We start from the raw sequence: 17,902 nt of genomic DNA on the forward strand, positions 1-17,902 counted from the left end.
CGGGGAGGAGGCCGGACGCGGCCGGAAGCGGGAAGACGAAAGGCAGAAGGCGGAAACCGGCCGGATTCGAACCGGCGTCCTCGCGATTTTGGAGACCGCGCGCGACGACCTCTGCGCTACGGCTCCGCCCCGGGGCACATCGTACGCGCGGCCGGAGGCCTACGGCACAGCCGTGGAGACCACGTACACCTTGTAGACGCGGGGGTCCGTGAGGTCGACGGTGATGTCCCGGGTGGGCCGCCGCGGGGCGTCCGCTTCGAGGGTGGTCCCGAGCCATTTGGTCCCGGCCTTCCAGCGCCAGCCGGCGACCGAGGTGTCGTGCTCGGAGATCGACACCCCGGGGGTCAGCTCATCGCGGCTGGTGCCGACGGAGGCCAGGAAGGCGTCCAGGTCGCTCGGGACGACCGCGAACTGCGTGTACAGCCGGCTGGTGCGCCAGTTGTTGGTCTCCAGGAACCCGACGCGCCAGGCCTTCGGCGGGAGCGGGACCTCGTAGATGCTGCGCTGCACCTTGGACGGCCAGCCGGGGCGCACCTTGGCGGCGCCGACCTTGGCGGCCTTGTCGCGGCCGCTCTGGCGGCTCTGCTGGGCGGAGACCGCGAGGTAGCCCGCCGGAACGCCGACCAGCAGCAGGATGATGATCGCCGTGATCCAGCGGCGCCGCACCACGTGCCTGCGGTCCTCGGCGGGGGCCGGCGCGCCGGGCCGCTCGTCGGGGGACGGGGCCTGGCGGGGCAGAGAGGGCGGTGTCACTGCGGTTCCTGGTCTTCGGGGCCGGCGGTGGTGTCGCGCCGGCCGAACTGCGCGTATCGCTCGTACCGCTCGACGCGCCTGCGCGTGGCGCGGCGGAATCGGCGGGCGACGAGCCGGGAGAGGTCGGCGGCGCCGACCATGCCGGCCTCGGGACCGAGCTGGGCCTTGGCGATGCGGGCCTCGGGGCGGTAGCCGCGGCCCGTGAGGTGGCGGCGGAAGGCGTCGCGGGCGGGACCGATCAGCAGGTCGTCGGCGGCGCTGACGCCGCCCCCGATGACGAAGCAGGAGGGGTCGAGGGCGGCCGCGAGGTTGGCGATGCCGACGCCGAGCCACTGGCCGATGTCCTGGAGGAGCTCGACGCACATGGCGTCGCCCTCGCGGGCCAGCTCGGTGATGAGCGGCCCGGTGATCTCGTGGATGTTGCCGCCGACCCGGGCGATGAGGTTGTACGCGACCGGGGAGTCGGCCGCGGCCAGCTCGCGGGCCTCGCGGACCAGGGCGTTGCCGGAGCTGTACTGCTCCCAGCAGCCGCGGTTGCCGCAGGGGCAGCGGTGGCCTCCGGGGACGACCTGCATGTGGCCGAACTCGCCGGCGACCCCGTAGCGGCCGCGCTTGACCTGGCCGCCCTCGAGGATGGCCCCGCCGATCCCGGTGCCCAGGGTGATCATGACCAGGTGGTCCTCGCCGCGGCCCGCGCCGAAGCGCCACTCGGCCCAGGCGGCGGTGTTGGCGTCGTTGTCCACCATGACCGGGACCGCGAGCCGGGACTGGAGCGCGTCGCGCAGCGGTTCGTCGCGCCAGGCGAGGTGGGGGGCGAACAGGACGCGGGAGCGGTCCGCGTCGACCCAGCCTGCGGCGCCGATGCCCACGGCGTGCACGTCGTGCCGGTCGGAGAGGTCGAGGACCAGCTCGACGATGGTGTCCTCGACCACCTTGGGGCTCTTGGACTTGTCCGGGGTCTCGGTCCGGATCTTCTCCAGGATGACGCCGTCGGCGTCGACGACCCCGGCCATCACCTTGGTGCCGCCGATGTCGATGCCGACGGTCGGAACGCGCGGGGCGGTCAGGTGCGACCGGCGCTCACGGGTCCCGATGGTCCGCAGGACGGTGCCTCGCGCCGCCCCCCGGTGGGCGAGCGTGAAGTCCCGGTACGTGCTCATCGAGTCGTGTCGTCCCTCAGGGTGCGGCGGGGCCCCGTGCGGGGCCGGATGCCTGGTCGGATGGAGCGGCGGACGGAGTGGCGGACGGGGCTGCGGATGCGCTGTCAGTTCCTGATTCTGCCACTCGCTCCAGTTCGTGGCTCAGTTCGTCGAGCTCGGAGCCGCCCGCCATTTGCCGGGTGAGCTCGTCCAGGGTGATCGAGTCGCGGGTGTGGCTGCCCGCCATGGTGCCGCGCTTGAGCAGCACGAACCGGTCTCCGACCAGGTGGGCGTGGTGCGGGTTGTGCGTGATCAGGACCACGCCGAGGCCCGCGTCACGGGCCGCGGCCACGTACTTGAGGACCACCCCGGACTGTTTGACGCCGAGGGCGGCGGTGGGCTCGTCGAGCACGAGGACCTTCGCGCCGAAGTGGACGGCCCGGGCGATGGCCACGCACTGCCGCTCGCCGCCGGACAGGGTGCCGATCGGCTGGTCCACGTCCCGCAGGTCGATGCCCATGCGCAGCAGCTCGGCGCGGGTGGTGCGGCGCATGAGGTCCACGTCGAGGCGGCGGAAGGGACCGCGGCCCTTGGTGGGCTCGGAACCGAGGAAGAAGTTGCGCCAGACGGGCATGAGCGGGACCACGGCCAGGTCCTGGTAGACGGTGGCGATGCCGAGGTCGAGGGCGGCGCGCGGGTTGGCGAGCACCGTCTCCTCCCCCTCCATCTCGAAGGTGCCGGCGTCGTGCCGGTGCAGCCCTGCGATGATCTTGATGAGGGTGGACTTGCCGGCGCCGTTGTCGCCGAGCACGCAGGTGATCTCGCCCGCCGAGACCTCCAGGGAGACGTCCTGGAGGGCGCGGATGTTGCCGTAGTACTTGCTGACGCCGGTCAGCTTCACCAGGGCGGGTGCGCCGGCGCCGGATGCGCCGGCCGGGGTCGCTTCGGTCATCGTCACTTCGCCTCCGCCCGCTTGCGGACCCATGCGTTGAGCAGCGTGGCCAGCAGGAGCATCGCGCCGAGGAAGAACTTGAACCAGTCCGGGTTCCACTGGGCGTACACGATGCCGTTGCTGGTCATGCCGAAGATGAAGGCGCCCACGGCGGAGCCGATGGCCGAGCCGTAGCCGCCGGTCATCAGACAGCCGCCGATGACGGCCGCGATGATGTAGAGGAACTCGTTGCCGACGCCCTCGCCCGACTGGACCACGTCGAACGAGAAGAGGATGTGCTGCCCGGAGATCCAGGCGCACAGCGCGACGCCCATGTACAGGCCGATACGGGTCTTCACGACCGGTACGCCGGTCGCGCGGGCGGCGTCCGCGCCGCCGCCGACGGCGAAGATCCAGTTCCCGGCGCGGGTGCGCAGCAGGATCCAGGTGGCCACGGCGACCAGGACCAGCCACCACAGGACGGTGACCTTGAGGGTGACCGATCCGAAGGTCCACTGCGAGGCGAAGAGCGCGCGGGCGGAGGAGAAGCCCTCCATGTCGGCGATGGTCTTGGTGGAGACGGAGCCGCTGATCAGCTTGGTGAAGCCGAGGTTCAGGCCGGTCAGCATCAGGAAGGTGCCGAGCGTGATGATGAAGCTGGGCAGTTTCGTGCGGGTCAGCATGAACCCGTTGAAGAACCCGATCCCCAGGGTGACCAGCAGCGATACGAGGACGCCCACCCAGACGTTGGCGGTCATCTGGTAGCTGAACATCGAGCTGAGCAGCGCCGACGAGGTGACCATGACCCCGGCGGACAGGTCGAACTCGCCGCCGATCATGAGCAGGGCCACCGGGACGGCCATGATGCCGATGGTGGAGGCCGAGTACAGGATCGTGCTCAGGCTGGAGGCCCGCAGGAAGCTGTCGGCGGCGAAGGAGAAGAAGACGAAGACGGCGGCCGCGCCGACCACCGCGCCGAGCTCGGGCCGGCCGAGCAGGCGGCGCGGCAGCGAGGTGGGCGCGAGCCGCTCGTCGCGCGGGGCGGGCGCCCGGGTGCTGGTCCCTGTGCCGGTGCTCATCGGCTGCCCCGGTTGATGAACTTCTCCAGCGTGGCCGCCTCGGCCCCGGTGACGATCTGCGGTCCGGTGAGCACCGGCCGGCCGCCGCCGAGCACGTCGGCGTTGTAGCGGTAGAGCCAGAGCAGGTCCACGGCCTCGTAGCCCTGGAGGTAGGGCTGCTGGTCGACGGCGAATCCGAGGGCGCCGGACTTCAGGTCGCGGGCCACGGAGGCGTTCAGGTCGAAGGTGTCGACCTCGGCCTTGCTGCCCGCCGCGTCCTTGGCCTTGACGGCCGTGGGCGCGAAGGGCGCGCCGAGGGTGACGATCGCGTCGACGGAGGGGTCGGCCTGCAGCTTGGCCTGGAGGGCGGACTGGACGGACGGCATGTTCGTGCCCTCGACGTACAGGTTCTCCAGTGTCCCGCCGGACTCGCCGAAGGTCTTCTTCGCTCCGGCGCAGCGCTGCTCGTGCCCGACGTTGCCCTGCTCGTGCAGGACGCAGACGGCCTTCTTGCGGCCGCGCTTGCCCAGCTCGGTGCCGACCGCCTCGCCGGCGATCTCCTCGTCCTGGCCGATGTGGGTGAGCGCCCCGTACTCGGCGGACTGGGCGGACCCCGAGTTGACCGTGATCACCGGGATGCCGGCCTTGACGGCCTTGGCGAGGACGTCCTTGAGCGCCTCGGGCTTGGCGAGGGAGACGATCAGCCCGTCGACCTTCTGGTCGATGGCGTTCTGGACGAACTGGGCCTGCTGCTGCGCCTGGTCGTCGTGGGCGTAGACGAAGTTGATGTTGTCCTTCGCCGCGGCCTCCTTGGCGCCCTTCTGCACGATGTCCCAGAAGGTGTCGCCGTCTCCCGCGTGGGTGACCATCGCGAAGGTCCAGCGCGGGGTGGAAACGGCGGGCCGGCCCGCCGCCTCGGCCTTCGCGCGGTCCTCGGCGCGCTTGCCGCCCGTACTGCTGCAGCCCACGAGGGAGGCACCCAGTACCGCCGCGAGCACCGCGCCCACGAGGCGTACCCCTGTCCGAACCCTAGCCACGTCTGCCCGTGCCTTTCGTTTGTCGCGCCGTTCCCGCGGCGCTGTCCCGGCGGCGCTGTCCCGCCGCGGTACCCGCTCGTCAGAACGGTCATTCGTTTCACGCCACAGCCGCCCAGTATCCGTCACAGTGCACCATGCAAGGTCATCGGGGCCATTGCGGACCGTGCCGGACACAGCGGGACAGATTGACAGCTCCCCCGGACGGGGTCACGTTGAGTGCATGCGCATCGGGCTCATCGGAACGGGCCGCATCGGTTCCTTCCACGCGTCGGCCCTGGCCCGCCAGGCGGACGCGAGTTCCCTCCTGCTCGCCGACGCCGTCCCCGCGCGGGCGGCGCGCCTCGCCGACCGGCTCGGGGCCACCGCCGCGCCCACCGTCGAGCAGATCTTCACCTGGGGCGTGGACGCGCTGGTGGTGTCCTGCGCCACCGAGGGCCACGCGGACCTCGTCGTACGGGCGGTCCGCGGCGGGCTGCCGGTGTTCTGCGAGAAGCCGGTCGCCCCGGACCTGGACCGCACCCTGGCGGTGCTGCGCGAGGTGGCGGCGGCCGACGGGGTGCTCCAGCTGGGGTTCATGCGCCGCTTCGACGCGGGCTACACCACGGCGCGCGAGCTGGTCCGCTCCGGAGCCCTGGGCCGGCTGCACACCGTACGGACCACGACCGCGGATCCCTCGCCGCCCAGCGCCGAGTACCTGCGGACCTCGGGCGGGCTGTACCGGGACTGCCTGGTGCACGACTTCGACATGGTCCGCTGGGTGACCGGGCACGAGGTGAGCGAGGTGTACGCGACCGGCTCGGACGCGGGGCCGCCGCGGTTCCGGGAGGCGGGCGACGTGGACACCGGCACGGCGATCCTCACCCTGGACGACGGGACGCTGGTCTCCAGTACCGGTACGCGGTGCAACGGCGCCGGGTACGACGTCCGGATGGAGCTGGCCGGGGAGCTGGACCAGGTGTCCACCGGGCTGGACGACCGCACGCCGATCGCCTCGACCGAACCGCAGGGTCCGCCCCCGGCGACGAAACCGTGGCCGGGGTTCCTGGAACGGTTCGCCCCCGCCTACGAGGCGGAGCTGGCGGCCTTCGTACGACTGGTGCGCGGCGAGGGCCCCAATCCGTGCGACGGCGTCGAGGCGCTGGCCGCGTTCCGGGTGGCGGAGGCCTGCGAGCTCTCGCGGCGGGAGCGGCGGCCGGTGGCCCTGGAGGAGCTGGCGGATCTCTGAGGCCGGCGACCGGTCCATGCCGGCTACCACCGCACCGGGTGCCGGGTCGTCCCCCGGACCAGGGTCCCGGGCACCCACTCCAGGGCGGCCGGCTCCTCCCTGAGGTCCGGGAAGCGCTCCACCAGGGACCGGATCGCGATCCGGCCCTCCAGCCGGCCGAGCGGGGCGGCGACGCAGTGGTGGATGCCGTGTCCGAAGGCGATGTGCCCGCCGCGGCCGGGTCGGCGGATGTCGAAGGTGTCGGGGAGGTCGAAGCGGGCCGGGTCCCGGTTCGCCGCCGCGAGGCAGACGAACAGGGGAGAGCCGGCCTCGATTAAGGTGTCGCCGATCTCCAGATCCGCGCCGGCGAAGCGGAAGGTGGCCGTCTCCACCGGGCCGTCGTAGCGCAGGATCTCCTCCACGGCTGCGTCGATCAGCCCGTCGGGGTCCGCGCGCAGGGCGGCGAGCTGTTCGGGGTGGGTGAGGAGCGCCCGCATCCCGTTGGAGACCAGGTGCACGGCGGTCTCGTGCCCGCCGACCATCATCAGGACGGCCATGGCGACCAGTTCCCGCCGGGAGAGCCGGTCTCCGTCGTCCCCCCGGCTGGTCACCCAGTCACTGAGCAGGTCCTCGCCAGGGTCGGCGATCCTGGCGTCGACGAGCCCGGCCGTGCAGTCCGTCATGGCCCGCACGGCCGCGTTCTCGGACTCGACCCCGGTGGGCGAGACCATCTCGGTGATCCAGCCGTGGAAGGCATCGCGGTCGGCCTCCGGAATCCCGAGGAGCTCGCAGATCACGGTCATGGGCAGCGGCTGGGCGAAGGCCTCGATCAGGTCGGCGCGGCGCTCGGGGAGGGCATCCATCGCGTCGAGCAGTCCGTCGACTATCGCCTGGACGCGCGTGCGCAGTCCCTCGATCCGGCCCGGGGCGAAGGAGCGTGCGACCAGCCGGCGCAGGCGGGTGTGGTCGGGCGGATCGGCGCGCATCATGTTGGCGCTGGCCTCGGTCTGCTCCCGGTCGGCGTAGAGCCCGGAGGCCAGCCAGTTCTTGGACACCGCGGGGTGGGTCAGGGCCTGGCGGGCCTCCTGGTGACCGACGATCAGCCAGACCTCCTGGCCGTCCGTGGCCTTCACGCGGTGGACGGGCCCCTCCGCGCGCAGGCGCGCGTAGTGGGGGTACGGGTTCTCGTTGAAGTCTTCGGCGATCGTACTGAGGTCCAGAACGGGCATGTGCCCACCCTAGACCGGGAGTTGAGCCCATCCGGAGCGGCTTTGGGCCATTCGTTCAGCCAGCCGCGCGCCGCCCCCAGGCCGTACCCGCGAGTACGAGCGCGACCCCCGCGAACCCGGCCGCGCCGAGCCGCTCGCCGCCGATGGCGATGCCCGCCGCGGCGGCCCACAGGGGTTCGGTGCCGAGCAGCAGGCTGACGCGGGAGGGCGAAGTGCGGCGGACGGCCCACATCTGCACGAAGAAGGCGAACAGCGTGCAGAAGACGGAGAGGAAGGCGAGCCCGGCCCACTCGGCCGCGCCGAAGTCCGCGGCGGCGGCCCAGGGGCTCGCGCCGGTGCCGGGCAGCAGGGCCAGTACGGCGAACACGGCGACCGCGGTCCCGAGCTGGACGGTGGTCAGGGAGAGCGAGTCCGCGTCCTGCACCGCCTTGATCCGGGCCATGAGCAGGACGTGCACCGTCCGCGCGAGGGCGGCGCCGAGGATGAGGAGGTCGCCGAGGCTCGGGGTGGTGAAGCCCGCCCCCTGGGTGAGCAGCACGACTCCGCTGACGGAGACGGCCGCGGCGCCGAGGAAGGCGGGCGAGGGGGCCCGGCGGCGGACGGCGGACTCGGCGAGCGGGGTGAAGATCATGGTCAGGCTGATGATGAGCCCGGCGTTGGTGGCGGAGGTGTGGACGACGCCGTAGGTCTCCAGCAGGAAGATTCCGCCGAGTACGAGTCCCAGTGCTCCGGCGCCGCGCAGTTGGGCGGGGGTGAGCGCGCGCAGCCGCCGCCGGCCGGCGACGACGAGGACGGGCAGGACCAGCGCGAAGCGCAGGACGAGCACGGCGATCACGGTGTGCGTGGTGGTGACGCCCTTGGCCGCGAGGTAGCTGCCGCCCCAGACGACGGCGACGAGCAGGACCGGCAGGTCGGCGAGCCAGGCCCGGCGGGGGGCGGCGACGGGAGCGGGGGCGGCGATGGTGGACACCGGTTCTCCAACGGCAGAAGGCAGGTGGAGACTTCGGCGGCTCGCACGGGGGGTGAGCCCAAGCTACCCGAGCATGATCGGCCGGTCGAGCCCTTTGACTCCGGGGCCGCACGGCCCGCCCGCGGGCCGGTAGACCCGCAGGCCAGGGGCCCGGTGTCAGTCGAAGGTGCCGAACGCGGCGCGACCCTTCGGCCGGTAGGTGTGGACGGCCGTGCCGGCCGAGGTGGTGCGGGAGCCCGTCAGCTCGAAGGCCGTCGGCAGCCCGCCCGTCGGGAAGAGCCGCCGTCCGCCGCCCAGGAAGACGGGGAAGACCAGCAGGTTCAGCTCGTCCACCAGGTCCCGCGCCAGCAGCCATTGCGCCAGCGCGCCGCTGCCGTGCACTTGCAGCTCCCCCTCGGTCGCGTCCTTGACCCGTACGACCTCGCTCTGCAGCTGCTCCCCGTCGATCACGGTGACGGGGCCCCAGGCGGGCTCCTTGAGCGTGGTCGAGGCCACGTACTTGGGCAGCCGGTTGAGCTTGCTCGCGACCGGGTCGGCGGGGTCGTCGTGCTGCGGCCAGTACGAGGCGAAGATCTCGTAGGTCCGGCGCCCCAACAGGAAGGCCCCGGCCCGGTCGAAGACCTCGGTGACGAAGTCCCCCATGCCCTCGTCGGCGAAGGGTACGAGCCAGCCGCCGTACGAGAACCCGCCGCTGGTGTCCTCGTCCGGCCCGCCGGGGCCCTGCATCACCCCGTCGAGGGTCAGGAAGGTGGTGAGGGTCAGCTTTCCCATGGCTCTGCGCTCCTTTGGCTCCGGTACCTCTGTCGTTACCGGTTCAGACTCCCGGGCCGGCCTGAAGTCATCGCTCCGGCGCGCGCGAACGCGATGTCCGATTCCCGCCAGCTCCTGAGATCTCCGCGCGATTTCATTGAACTCGCAACCAACCAAGCGGGAGGAACACCATGAACGGCAGCACAGTGGCCCTGGTGACGGGCGGCAGCAGGGGGATCGGCGCGGCGGCCGCGCTGCGGCTGGCGCGGGACGGGGCGGACGTCGCGATCACCTTCGTCAACGACGCGGCCGCGGCCGCCGACGTGGTCGGCAAGATCGAGGCGCTCGGCCGGCGCGGCCTGGCCCTGCGGGCCGACATCGGGGACGCGGAGCGGGCCGCCGGCGCGGTGGAGGAGGCCATACGGGACCTGGGGCGGCTCGACGTCCTGGTGAGCAACGCGGGCGTGGGCGTGCTCGGCCCCCTGGAGGGGCTCTCCCTCGCCGACATCGACCGGGTCCTCTCCGTCAACGTACGGGGCGCCTTCCTGACCTCCCGGGCGGCGGCCGGAGTGATGGGCCGGGGCGGGCGGATCATCACCATCGGCAGTTGCATCGCGCAGCGGGTCCCGGGTCCGGGCGCCACGCTGTACGCGATGAGCAAGGCCGCGCTGAGCGGGCTGACCAAGGCCCTGGCCCGGGAACTCGGCGACCGCGGCATCACCGCGAACCTGGTCCACCCGGGCCCGGTGGACACCGACATGAACCCGGCCGGCGGCCCCGACGCCGCCCCGCAGGCGGCCATGACGGCCCTGGGCCGCTACGGCACCCCGGAGGAGGTGGCCGCCATGGTGTCCTTCCTCGCGGGCCCCGACTCCGTGTACGTCACGGGCGCCGAGTTCTCGGTGGACGGCGGGTACGCGGCGTAGGCCCCGCGAACTCGGCCGGCGGCGGGGCGCGGCGCGGCGCCGCCCTCAGGGCAGCGGCAGCCAGCGGCCGTCCTTCATCAGGTCCCGGCCCGCGATCTCGTTCACCTCGCGCCAGGCCTGGATCCACACGGGCACGACCCGGAAGTAGGGGTAGGGCGTCTTGAGGGCGCTCGGGTCGAAGCCGGAGTGCGCCGCGAAGGCCTCGATCTCGCCGGGTTCGAGCTCCGCCGCCTCCAGCCGGGTCGCGGTGCCCTCGACCAGGACCACGTCGCGGGTGGTGCCGAAGGCCAGCCGGGCCCGGCCGCCGTCGGCGAGGTTGCGGCCGGTGGGCAGGGTGCGCCCGGTCGACAGCAGGAACGTCGCGCCGTCCCACCGGAACGAGAGGGGCACCAGGCAGGGGACGCCCCCGGCGTCCGCGGTGGCGACCCAGACGTCGACGTCCTTCTCGAACCTGGCCAGTGTGTCCTCGTACCGCTGCCGCGTCGTGCGCGGTGCGCCGTCCGTCATCGTCCGCCCCCCGGGGTGTCTGCCGTAGCCGCAGGGTAGCGGCCGCGCCCGCCGGAAAGCCCGCAGGGGCGCGCCGTCGAAACGGTGCGCCCCTGCGGGGTGTTCGCGCATGCCCCGGGGGTGTCGGCCCCCGGGGCGGTCACGAGGGTGGCGTCAGCCGCCCAGCTCCTGGTGACGGGCGGTGTGCGCGGCGGTGCCGGCCTCCGTCAGCGCGCCGAAGAGGCGCAGGCGGGAGAAGCCGCCGTCCGGGAAGATGTCGATGCGCACGTGGGTGCCCACCGCGGGGGCGTCGAGCACGAAGCGGTGGTTGGTGTCGGGCTGCAGGCGGGTGCGCGGCAGGAACTCCGTCCACTCGCCCTCCTCGCCCGTCTTGACGGACAGCGAGGCCCAGCCGGCCGAGTTGCCCTTGAGGTACGCGGTGTCGATCTCGACGGCGCGGATCTCGGACTCGGCGACGAGCTGGTAGCGGATCCAGTCGTTGCCGTTGTCACGGCGACGGGCGGTCTCCCAGCCGTCGTCCATCTTGCGGGAGCGGCCCGGGTTGATGGTGTTGGTCGGCGGGGAGTAGAAGCGGTTGGAGGCGTCCTGGACGGAGCCGCCGTTCTCCAGCGCCACCACGTCGAAGGAGCCGAGCGCCGCGAGCCACTTGGGGTCGGGCACGACCTCGCCGTAGACGCGCAGGCGGGCGATGCCGCCGTCGGGGTGCTGGTTCACGCGCAGGTGCGTGAAGCGCTGCTCGACGTCGACCTCGAAGCCGTTGGCCGCGTGGCCGCCGACCGGGGTGCGGGCGACGATGGTCGTCCACTTGATGTCGTCGCCCTGGAGCTCCGCCGGGGTCGGCGCGAGGGCGCCTTCCCAGTTGGTGGCCTCGACGGAGACGGCCTGCGGCATGTTGCCGCGGAAGTGGGCGGTGTCCACGACGATGCCGCGGATGACGCCGGGGGCGCCCAGGCGGACGAGCGCCCAGTCGTGGTCCTCGGCGGTCGGCCAGGGCTGGGTGGCGGAGATGCCGCGGCGGCGGCGGGTCTCCCAGCCGTCCATGACCTTGCCCTTGTGGCCGAAGTCCTCCGGGTCGAAGTGCGCGGCCTCGGAGATCAGCAGGTTCTCGCGCTGGGCGAAGAACTCGTCGTTGGCCTCGATGACACCGGCGCCGAGCTCACGGGCGGCGAGGTTCGCGTACTGGGTGAACGGGAAGTCCGCGCTGCGGTAGTCCGCGTACGGGTCGCCGCCTCCGTACGGGTTCGCGTTGCCGGTGAAGGATTCAATCGCCACTGTCAGTTCTGCCTTTCAAGGAGTCGGCCGGTGGGCTCGGACGGGGTGCCGTGGTCGGCGATCTGCGTGCCGCGCAGCCAGGTGGACTTCACGACGCCGTACAGGGTCTTGCCCGCGTACGCCGTGACCTGGTTGCGGTGGTGCAGTTCCGCGGGGTCCACGGTGAAGGTCTCTTCGGGGGCCAGGACGGCGAAGTCGGCGTCGCGGCCTGCCTCGATCGCGCCCTTGCCCGCCAGACCGGCGAGGGCGGCCGGGGCGGCGGACATCCAGCGGACCACGTCCTCGAGGGTGCGGCCGCGCTTCTTCGCCTCGGTCCAGATGGCCGGAAGGCCGAGCTGGAGGGAGGAGATGCCGCCCCACGCGGTGGCGAAGTCGCCGGTCTTGAGGTCCGCGGTGGAGGGCGAGTGGTCGGAGACGATGCAGTCGATCGTGCCGTCGGCGAGCGCGTCCCACAGGACGTCCTGGTTGGCGGACTCGCGGATGGGCGGGCAGCACTTGAACTCGGTGGCGCCGTCCGGGACTTCCTCGGCGGTGAGGGTGAGGAAGTGCGGGCAGGACTCTACGCTGATCTGCACGCCCTCGGCCTTGGCCGCGGCGATCAGCGGCAGCGCGGAGGCGGAGGACAGGTGCAGGACGTGGACGCGCGCGTTCAGCCGCTTCGCCTGGTCGATCAGGTTCTGGATCGCGGTGTTCTCGGCGTCCTGGGGGCGGGAGGCCAGGAAGTCGGCGTACTTGGGACCCGGGTTCTGCGGCGCGGACTCCAGGTGGTGCGGGTCCTCGGCGTGCACGATCAGCAGGCCGCCGAAGCCGGTGATCTCGGCGAGCGAGGAGGCCAGCTGCTCCTGGTCGAGGAGGGGGAACTCGTCGACGCCGGAGGGCGAGAGGAAGCACTTGAAGCCGAAGACGCCGGCGTCGTGCAGCGGGCGCAGGTCCTTGACGTTGTCCGGCAGCGCGCCGCCCCAGAAGCCGACGTCCACGTGCGCCTTGGCCCGGGCGACGTCCTGCTTGACCACCAGGTTGGCGGTCGTGGTGGTCGGCGGCAGGGAGTTCAGCGGCATGTCGAGGATGGTGGTGATGCCACCGGCTGCGGCGGCGCGGGTGGCCGTCCAGAAGCCTTCCCACTCGGTACGACCGGGGTCGTTCACGTGGACGTGGGTGTCGACCAGTCCGGGGAGGAGCACGTCGTCGCCGAAGTCCTCCAGCCGGGCACCGGCCGGTACGTCGGCCTCGTACGGCAGCACGGCCGCGATCTTCCCGCCGGCGACGGCCACCGAAGCGGCACGCGTCCCCTCGGGGGTGATGACGCGCGTCGAGCGCAGTACCAGTTCCACAGCCAGGTCGGACACCGGAACCTCCCCATCTACTTCCACAGAGCGAAATTCAACGTTCTGTTGACGGAGTCTTCACGTCGATCCGGAACCAGTCAAGAGCGCCCGGACGGACCACTGACGACCGCGCACCGCAATTGGATGTTTCCACAGGATGGAATTAAGATTTCGCTATGCAGAATGTAGCTACCGCCACCGGGAACCGGACGGGCAACTTCCCGAGGACGTCCACCACCAGGACAAACCGCCTCTGACCGGCGGGGACGGCATTGCCCCGGCTCTAGGGCCGACGCAGACCGACCGGTAGGCTGCTTGCTTGCCTGCCAGCACCGAAAGGACCGCGCCCGTGCCGACGTCCAGCGCCAGCACCACCGACGCCTCCACCAAGCCCACCGCCAGCGGTGGCGTCCAGTCCCTTGAGCGCGCCTTCGATCTGCTCGAACGCATGGCCGATGCCGGGGGCGAAGTCGGCCTCAGCGAGCTCTCCGCCGCCAGCGGTCTGCCGCTGCCCACCATCCATCGCCTCATGCGCACCCTCGTGGCGTGCGGTTACGTCCGGCAGCAGCCCAACCGACGGTACTCCCTCGGACCCCGGTTGATCCGCCTCGGCGAGTCCGCGTCGCGGCTGTTGGGCACCTGGGCCCGCCCTTACCTGGCGCGCCTGGTGGAGGAGACCGGCGAGACCGCGAACATGGCCCTGCTCGACGGGGACGAGATCGTCTACGTCGCCCAGGTGCCGTCCAAGCACTCCATGCGCATGTTCACCGAGGTCGGACGCCGGGTCCTGCCGCACTCCACCGGCGTGGGCAAGGCCCTGCTCGCCTACACCCCCGCGGACGAGGTACGGGCCCTGCTCTCGCGCACCGGGATGCCGGCCGCGACCGAGAAGACCATCACCACGCCCGAGGGCTTCCTGGAGGCCCTCGAGGTCGTCCGGCGGGTGGGCTACGCCGTCGACGACAACGAGCAGGAAATAGGAGTCCGCTGCCTGGCGGTCTCCGTGCCGAACTCTCCGACCGCCGCCGCGATCTCCATCTCCGGCCCGGCCGGCCGGGTGACCGAGGCGGTGGCCGAGTCCTTCGTGCCGATCCTCCAGGGCGTCGCGGCCGAGCTGTCGGTGGCCCTGCAGAGCCAGAACCCGGCGTAGACCCCGGCCGGGCGGTAGACGCGTAGAGAGCCCGGCGCCCCCACCAGTGGGGGCGCCGGGCTCTCGCGCGCACTCCCCCGGTGCGCGCCGGCCGGGGCGGGGGGCCGCCCCGGGGCCGGGGCCCTCCCGCGGCCGTGCGGGGCCGGCGCTGGGCCGACTGCGGGCCCCCGATGGCGGGGTGCGCCCCGGCGGGGCAGCGTGGTGGCCCGACCACCCCGCCTCCCGCCCCGAGGTCCGCCCATGGACGCCCCGAACCCCACCACGGCACCGAGCCCGCCCGATGTCCGGCCGGAGCCCGCCGCCGGTGCGGGGCGGCGGCGTGATCTCCGCTGGCTGGCCCCCGTCGCCGCCGCGTACGCGGTCGCCCAACTGCTGCTGGCCGTACCGGGCACCGGACTCGGCTGGGACGAGACCGTCTACGTCAGCCAGGTCGCGCGCGACGCCCCCGCCGCGTTCTTCAGCGCTCCGAGGGCCCGGGGCATCACCTTCCTCATCGCCCCCGTCGCGGCCCTCACCCCGTCCGTCACGGCCCTGCGGGTCTCCTTGGCCCTGCTGTCCGCGGCGGCGCTCCTGCTCTCCCTCTGGGCCTGGCGGCGGCTGCTCCCCGCGCCGGTGCTCGCCCTGGCCGGGGCGCTCTTCGCCGGCCTGTGGACGACCCTGTCCTACGGTCCGCAGGCCATGCCCAACCTCTGGGTGGCCTTCGGGGGGCTGCTGTCCGTCGGCTGCTTCCTGCGGGCCGCCCGCGACCCCGCCGACCGCGTCGCCGTCGCCGGACTCGTCGCCGGGACCGGCCTCGCCGCGCTCATGCGACCCGCCGACGCGTTCTGGCTCGTCCTGGCCCTGGCGTGCGCGGTGCCGGCCGTCCGCGCCGGGCGGCGGACCGTGCTGCTCGCGGCGCTCGCGGTGGGGGCGCTGCTCGGCGGCGCCGAGTGGGTCGTCGAGGCCGAGCTCCGCTACGGGGGGCTCCTCACCCGGCTGCACCGCGCCGGCGAGATCCAGGGCGGACTCGGCTGGAACCCGGCCTTCGGCGACCACCTGCGCGCCCTGGGCGGCCGTACGCTGTGCCGCCCGTGCGACGTGCCCTGGTCCCGGCCCGTCACCGGGCTGTGGTGGTGCGCGCTGCCGCTGCTCACCGCGGGCGGGCTCGTCACCGCGTACCGGACGGGGCGGCTGCGCCCGCTCCTCGTACCCACGGCCGCCGCGGTCTGCCTGGCGGCGCCGTACCTGCTCTTCGTCGGGTACGCGGCGCCCCGCTTCCTGCTGCCCGCGTACGCCCTGCTGGCCCTCCCCGTCGCCCTCTGCCTGGCCCGGATCCTCGCCTGGGCCCGCACCCGCCCCCCGGCCCTCGGGGCGCTCTGTCTGGTGCTGGCCGCGCACCTCGCCCTCCAGCTCGCGGTCACCGCCGCGGTGGGGGCGCGCAGCAGGGCCGACCGGGCCGCCTTCGCCGCGGTCGCCGCCGCACTCCAGCGCCAGGGGCTACGGCCGCCCTGCGTGGTCAGCGGCACGGAGGCCGTCCGCGTGGCGTTCCGCGCCGGGTGCGCCTCCCGCCAGGTCTACGGGGGCCACGACGGCAGCATCACTCCCGCCGGGCTCGCCGCCCTCGCCCGCACGCTGCCGACAGCGGTGCTGGTGGCGGCCGGGGCGCGGCCGCCGGAGTGGGCGCGGGACTGGCGCCCGCTCCCCCTGCCGGACTTCCCCGGTCCGCCCGGCCACCTCGCCTACCTGTCCCCTTCGGCACGGCCCGACCCGGTCGGCCCTTAGACCGGCACCGAGCCGGTGAGGCGGCCGTCGGCCATGGTCGCCGTCTGGTCCATCCGCCCCAGGTGGGCGTGGTCGTGGGTGACCAGCACGGTGGCCGTGGCGCGCTCGCGGGTGAGGGTGACCAGCAGGTCCAGGATCGCGGCCCCGCGCTCGTGGTCGAGGGCGCTGGTGGGCTCGTCGACCAGCAGCACGGAGGGCTCGTTCATCAGGGCGCGGGCGATGTTGATCCGCTGGCGCTGTCCCCCGGAGAGCTGGTGCGGCCGCTTGTCGGCCTTGTCGGCCAGTCCCACCGCGTCCAGCAGCTCCAGGGCCCGCCGGCGCAGGGCGCGCGCGGGCCGGCCGGAGAGGTGGGCCATGACCTGGAGCTGTTCGGCGGCGGTGAGCGAGGCCAGCAGGTTCGGCTGCTGGAAGACGATGCCGATCTTCTCCCGGCGCAGCGCCGACTTCTCGCCCGCGCCCAGCTCCGAGGTGTCCTGCCCGGCCACGACCACCCGTCCCGCGTCGGGCGTGACGAGGGTGGCGGCGACCGCGAGCAGGCTGGACTTCCCGGAACCGGAGGGGCCGACCACCGCCGTCAGGGTGCCCGCGGGCACCTCCAGGCCGACCGCGTCCAGCGCGGTGAGGCGGCCGTCGCCGTCCGGGTAGGTGAGCGTGACGTCGTGCACGAGCAGGGTCATCGGGCGCTCCCGAGAGCGGTCAGGGGGTCTACGGCGGTGATCCGCCGGATGGACAGGGCGGCGCCCAGCGCGCCGAGCGCGATCATGACGGCGGCCGGCACCAGCACGGTGGCGGCGTCGAGCACGAAGGGCACGTCGCCCCCGCTGATCAGCGCACCGAAGCCGGCCGCGAGCGCGGTGCCCGCCCCGGTGCCGAGCGCCAGCATCACCACGGCCTGCCCGAGGGCGTCCTTGAGGAGGTACGGGGTGGAGGCACCCAGTGCCTTCAGCACGGCGATGTCCCCGCTGCGCTGGATGGTCCACACCGTGAAGAAGGCTCCTATGACCAGGGCCGAGATGGCGAAGAGGAACCCGCGCATCAGCTGGAGCGAGCCGTTCTCGGACGTGTAGGAGCCGATCGCGCTCAGGGCCTCGTCGATGGTCTGCGCCCGGGTGGCGGCGGCCTCGTCCCCGGCCGCCCAGTCGACGCCGGAGCCGTCCAGGGCGACGACGGTGGCGAGGGTGTCGATGGAGGTGCCGGGGTTCCCGACCCGCTGCCAGTCGTTGAGGTCCATCCAGACGACCGGGGTGTGGCTGTAGGCGGCGGTGCCGGAGACCGCGGCCACGGTCAGCTCGACCTGGCCGACCCTGAGCTTGCCTCCGGCGGTCAGCCCGCCGAGCTCCTTGGCGGCCTTCTCCGTGAGGACCACCTGCCCCTGGGCGAGGCCGCTCCCCCGGGGCGCGAGGGACCCGGCCGGATCCACGCCGAAGACGGACACGCCCGCCGTGCGCTCACCCGAGACGACGTTGGTGGTGCGGATGCCCAGCGGCTGCGCCGAGGTCACCCCCGGCTGCTCCCGCCAGGCCAGCCAGGCCTTCTCGGGCACCTGGGAGTTGGTGAAGGAGACCTTCTGGTCCCCGGCGGGCGCGGCGAACGCGAGGCGGGTGGTGGCGGGCAGGCCGGTGATGGCCGAGATGTTCTCCCGGGCCAGGCCCGCGGTGAGCCCGGACAACAGGCCGACCAGCAGCGTGATGAGCAGGACGACCGACCCCATCAGGGCGAAGCGGCCCTTCGCGAACCGTAGATCTCTCCATGCGACGAACATGTTCCCCACCTTGGTCTTCCGCGTGGACACAAGGCATCGCGCCACAGTAGTGATCCTCGTATCGAAGGGCGCACCAAGACATCAATCCTTTGGTTGACCGGTGCCCCCGGACCCGGACTTACGCTGGT

General features: G+C 72.9%; 17 protein-coding genes and 1 tRNA gene. 4 read left to right on the forward strand and 14 right to left on the reverse strand.

Annotation, left to right across the window (positions count from 1 at the left end; genetic code table 11):
- Positions 1–51 precede the first annotated feature (51 nt).
- From AC6CKD_RS26800 to AC6CKD_RS26825, 6 genes are all read right to left on the reverse strand, one after another.
- Positions 52–126, reverse strand: a tRNA-Trp gene (locus tag AC6CKD_RS26800).
- 33 nt (positions 127–159) lie between these two features.
- Entirely contained in the window at positions 160–753 is a 594-nt protein-coding gene (locus tag AC6CKD_RS26805) for a hypothetical protein (protein ID WP_498330624.1), read from the reverse strand.
- The gene (locus AC6CKD_RS26810) at positions 750–1,913 is read right to left on the reverse strand and encodes an ROK family glucokinase (RefSeq protein WP_498330625.1); all 1,164 of its coding nucleotides are present in this window, start codon (positions 1,911–1,913) and stop codon (positions 750–752) included. The genes AC6CKD_RS26805 and AC6CKD_RS26810 overlap by 4 nt, the downstream gene beginning before the upstream one ends.
- Positions 1,914–1,929: 16 nt before the next feature.
- A complete protein-coding gene (locus tag AC6CKD_RS26815) occupies positions 1,930–2,844 on the reverse strand; it encodes an ATP-binding cassette domain-containing protein (protein WP_498330627.1) in 915 nt (304 codons plus the stop codon).
- Positions 2,845–2,846: 2 nt separating this feature from the next.
- Positions 2,847–3,902, reverse strand: coding sequence for an ABC transporter permease (locus tag AC6CKD_RS26820; RefSeq protein ID WP_498330629.1), 1,056 nt, complete (start codon positions 3,900–3,902; stop codon positions 2,847–2,849).
- Positions 3,899–4,918, reverse strand: coding sequence for a sugar ABC transporter substrate-binding protein (locus AC6CKD_RS26825; protein ID WP_498330630.1), 1,020 nt, complete (start codon positions 4,916–4,918; stop codon positions 3,899–3,901). The genes AC6CKD_RS26820 and AC6CKD_RS26825 overlap by 4 nt, the downstream gene beginning before the upstream one ends.
- Positions 4,919–5,138: 220 nt before the next feature.
- On the opposite strand from AC6CKD_RS26825, the gene AC6CKD_RS26830 reads away from it, so the two are divergent.
- On the forward strand, positions 5,139–6,143 hold the full coding sequence (locus AC6CKD_RS26830) for a Gfo/Idh/MocA family protein (protein ID WP_498330631.1): 1,005 nt from the start codon (positions 5,139–5,141) through the stop codon (positions 6,141–6,143).
- A 23-nt stretch (positions 6,144–6,166) separates the two neighbouring features.
- On the opposite strand, the gene AC6CKD_RS26835 is transcribed toward AC6CKD_RS26830, so the two are convergent.
- From AC6CKD_RS26835 to AC6CKD_RS26845, 3 genes are all read right to left on the reverse strand, one after another.
- Positions 6,167–7,351, reverse strand: a complete 1,185-nt coding sequence (locus AC6CKD_RS26835; protein ID WP_498330633.1) for a cytochrome P450 family protein — start codon at positions 7,349–7,351, stop codon at positions 6,167–6,169.
- A 55-nt stretch (positions 7,352–7,406) separates the two neighbouring features.
- On the reverse strand, positions 7,407–8,321 hold the full coding sequence (locus tag AC6CKD_RS26840) for a DMT family transporter (RefSeq protein ID WP_498330634.1): 915 nt from the start codon (positions 8,319–8,321) through the stop codon (positions 7,407–7,409).
- A gap of 156 nt (positions 8,322–8,477) precedes the next feature.
- On the reverse strand, positions 8,478–9,092 hold the full coding sequence (locus tag AC6CKD_RS26845) for a dihydrofolate reductase family protein (RefSeq protein WP_498330635.1): 615 nt from the start codon (positions 9,090–9,092) through the stop codon (positions 8,478–8,480).
- A 170-nt stretch (positions 9,093–9,262) separates the two neighbouring features.
- Between AC6CKD_RS26845 and AC6CKD_RS26850 the strand changes: the two genes are divergently transcribed.
- Positions 9,263–9,997, forward strand: coding sequence for an SDR family oxidoreductase (locus tag AC6CKD_RS26850; RefSeq protein ID WP_498330637.1), 735 nt, complete (start codon positions 9,263–9,265; stop codon positions 9,995–9,997).
- A gap of 45 nt (positions 9,998–10,042) precedes the next feature.
- On the opposite strand, the gene AC6CKD_RS26855 is transcribed toward AC6CKD_RS26850, so the two are convergent.
- The 3 genes from AC6CKD_RS26855 to allB form a co-directional block, all read right to left on the reverse strand.
- Positions 10,043–10,504, reverse strand: a complete 462-nt coding sequence (locus tag AC6CKD_RS26855) for a pyridoxamine 5'-phosphate oxidase family protein (protein WP_498330639.1) — start codon at positions 10,502–10,504, stop codon at positions 10,043–10,045.
- A 153-nt stretch (positions 10,505–10,657) separates the two neighbouring features.
- Complete coding sequence (gene alc / locus AC6CKD_RS26860; RefSeq protein WP_478685305.1) at positions 10,658–11,776, reverse strand: allantoicase; 1,119 nt, start codon at positions 11,774–11,776, stop codon at positions 10,658–10,660.
- Positions 11,777–11,778: 2 nt separating this feature from the next.
- The gene (gene allB, locus AC6CKD_RS26865) at positions 11,779–13,113 is read right to left on the reverse strand and encodes an allantoinase AllB (RefSeq protein ID WP_498330784.1); all 1,335 of its coding nucleotides are present in this window, start codon (positions 13,111–13,113) and stop codon (positions 11,779–11,781) included.
- Between the two features lie 337 nt (positions 13,114–13,450).
- Here allB and AC6CKD_RS26870 point away from each other — a divergent pair, with 337 nt between their 5' ends.
- Together AC6CKD_RS26870 and AC6CKD_RS26875 are read left to right on the forward strand one after the other, a co-directional pair.
- Positions 13,451–14,251, forward strand: a complete 801-nt coding sequence (locus AC6CKD_RS26870) for an IclR family transcriptional regulator (protein ID WP_385367555.1) — start codon at positions 13,451–13,453, stop codon at positions 14,249–14,251.
- A 240-nt stretch (positions 14,252–14,491) separates the two neighbouring features.
- Positions 14,492–16,012 carry a hypothetical protein gene (locus tag AC6CKD_RS26875; protein ID WP_498330641.1) on the forward strand — a complete coding sequence of 507 codons (1,521 nt, stop codon included), beginning with the start codon at positions 14,492–14,494 and terminating at the stop codon, positions 16,010–16,012.
- Here AC6CKD_RS26875 and AC6CKD_RS26880 read toward each other — a convergent pair.
- Together AC6CKD_RS26880 and AC6CKD_RS26885 are read right to left on the reverse strand one after the other, a co-directional pair.
- Entirely contained in the window at positions 16,009–16,689 is a 681-nt protein-coding gene (locus AC6CKD_RS26880) for an ABC transporter ATP-binding protein (protein WP_498330643.1), read from the reverse strand. The two genes, AC6CKD_RS26875 and AC6CKD_RS26880, sit on opposite strands and share 4 nt — an antisense overlap.
- Entirely contained in the window at positions 16,686–17,774 is a 1,089-nt protein-coding gene (locus AC6CKD_RS26885) for an ABC transporter permease (RefSeq protein WP_498330644.1), read from the reverse strand. The genes AC6CKD_RS26880 and AC6CKD_RS26885 overlap by 4 nt, the downstream gene beginning before the upstream one ends.
- Positions 17,775–17,902 lie beyond the last annotated feature (128 nt).

The sequence above is a fragment of the Streptomyces sp. GQ60 genome (assembly GCF_059758875.1).

Excerpts from the sequence above, each read along its gene's own strand:
- AC6CKD_RS26810 (WP_498330625.1), bottom strand. The coding sequence starts at position 1,913 with ATGAGCACGTACCGGGACTTCACGCTCGCCCACCGGGGGGCGGCGCGA.
- AC6CKD_RS26815 (WP_498330627.1), bottom strand. The coding sequence starts at position 2,844 with ATGACCGAAGCGACCCCGGCCGGCGCATCCGGCGCCGGCGCACCCGCC.
- AC6CKD_RS26820 (WP_498330629.1), bottom strand. The coding sequence starts at position 3,902 with ATGAGCACCGGCACAGGGACCAGCACCCGGGCGCCCGCCCCGCGCGAC.
- AC6CKD_RS26830 (WP_498330631.1), top strand. The coding sequence starts at position 5,139 with ATGCGCATCGGGCTCATCGGAACGGGCCGCATCGGTTCCTTCCACGCG.
- AC6CKD_RS26835 (WP_498330633.1), bottom strand. The coding sequence starts at position 7,351 with ATGCCCGTTCTGGACCTCAGTACGATCGCCGAAGACTTCAACGAGAAC.
- AC6CKD_RS26845 (WP_498330635.1), bottom strand. The coding sequence starts at position 9,092 with ATGGGAAAGCTGACCCTCACCACCTTCCTGACCCTCGACGGGGTGATG.
- AC6CKD_RS26850 (WP_498330637.1), top strand. The coding sequence starts at position 9,263 with ATGAACGGCAGCACAGTGGCCCTGGTGACGGGCGGCAGCAGGGGGATC.
- AC6CKD_RS26855 (WP_498330639.1), bottom strand. The coding sequence starts at position 10,504 with ATGACGGACGGCGCACCGCGCACGACGCGGCAGCGGTACGAGGACACA.
- AC6CKD_RS26875 (WP_498330641.1), top strand. The coding sequence starts at position 14,492 with ATGGACGCCCCGAACCCCACCACGGCACCGAGCCCGCCCGATGTCCGG.
- AC6CKD_RS26880 (WP_498330643.1), bottom strand. The coding sequence starts at position 16,689 with ATGACCCTGCTCGTGCACGACGTCACGCTCACCTACCCGGACGGCGAC.
- AC6CKD_RS26885 (WP_498330644.1), bottom strand. The coding sequence starts at position 17,774 with ATGTTCGTCGCATGGAGAGATCTACGGTTCGCGAAGGGCCGCTTCGCC.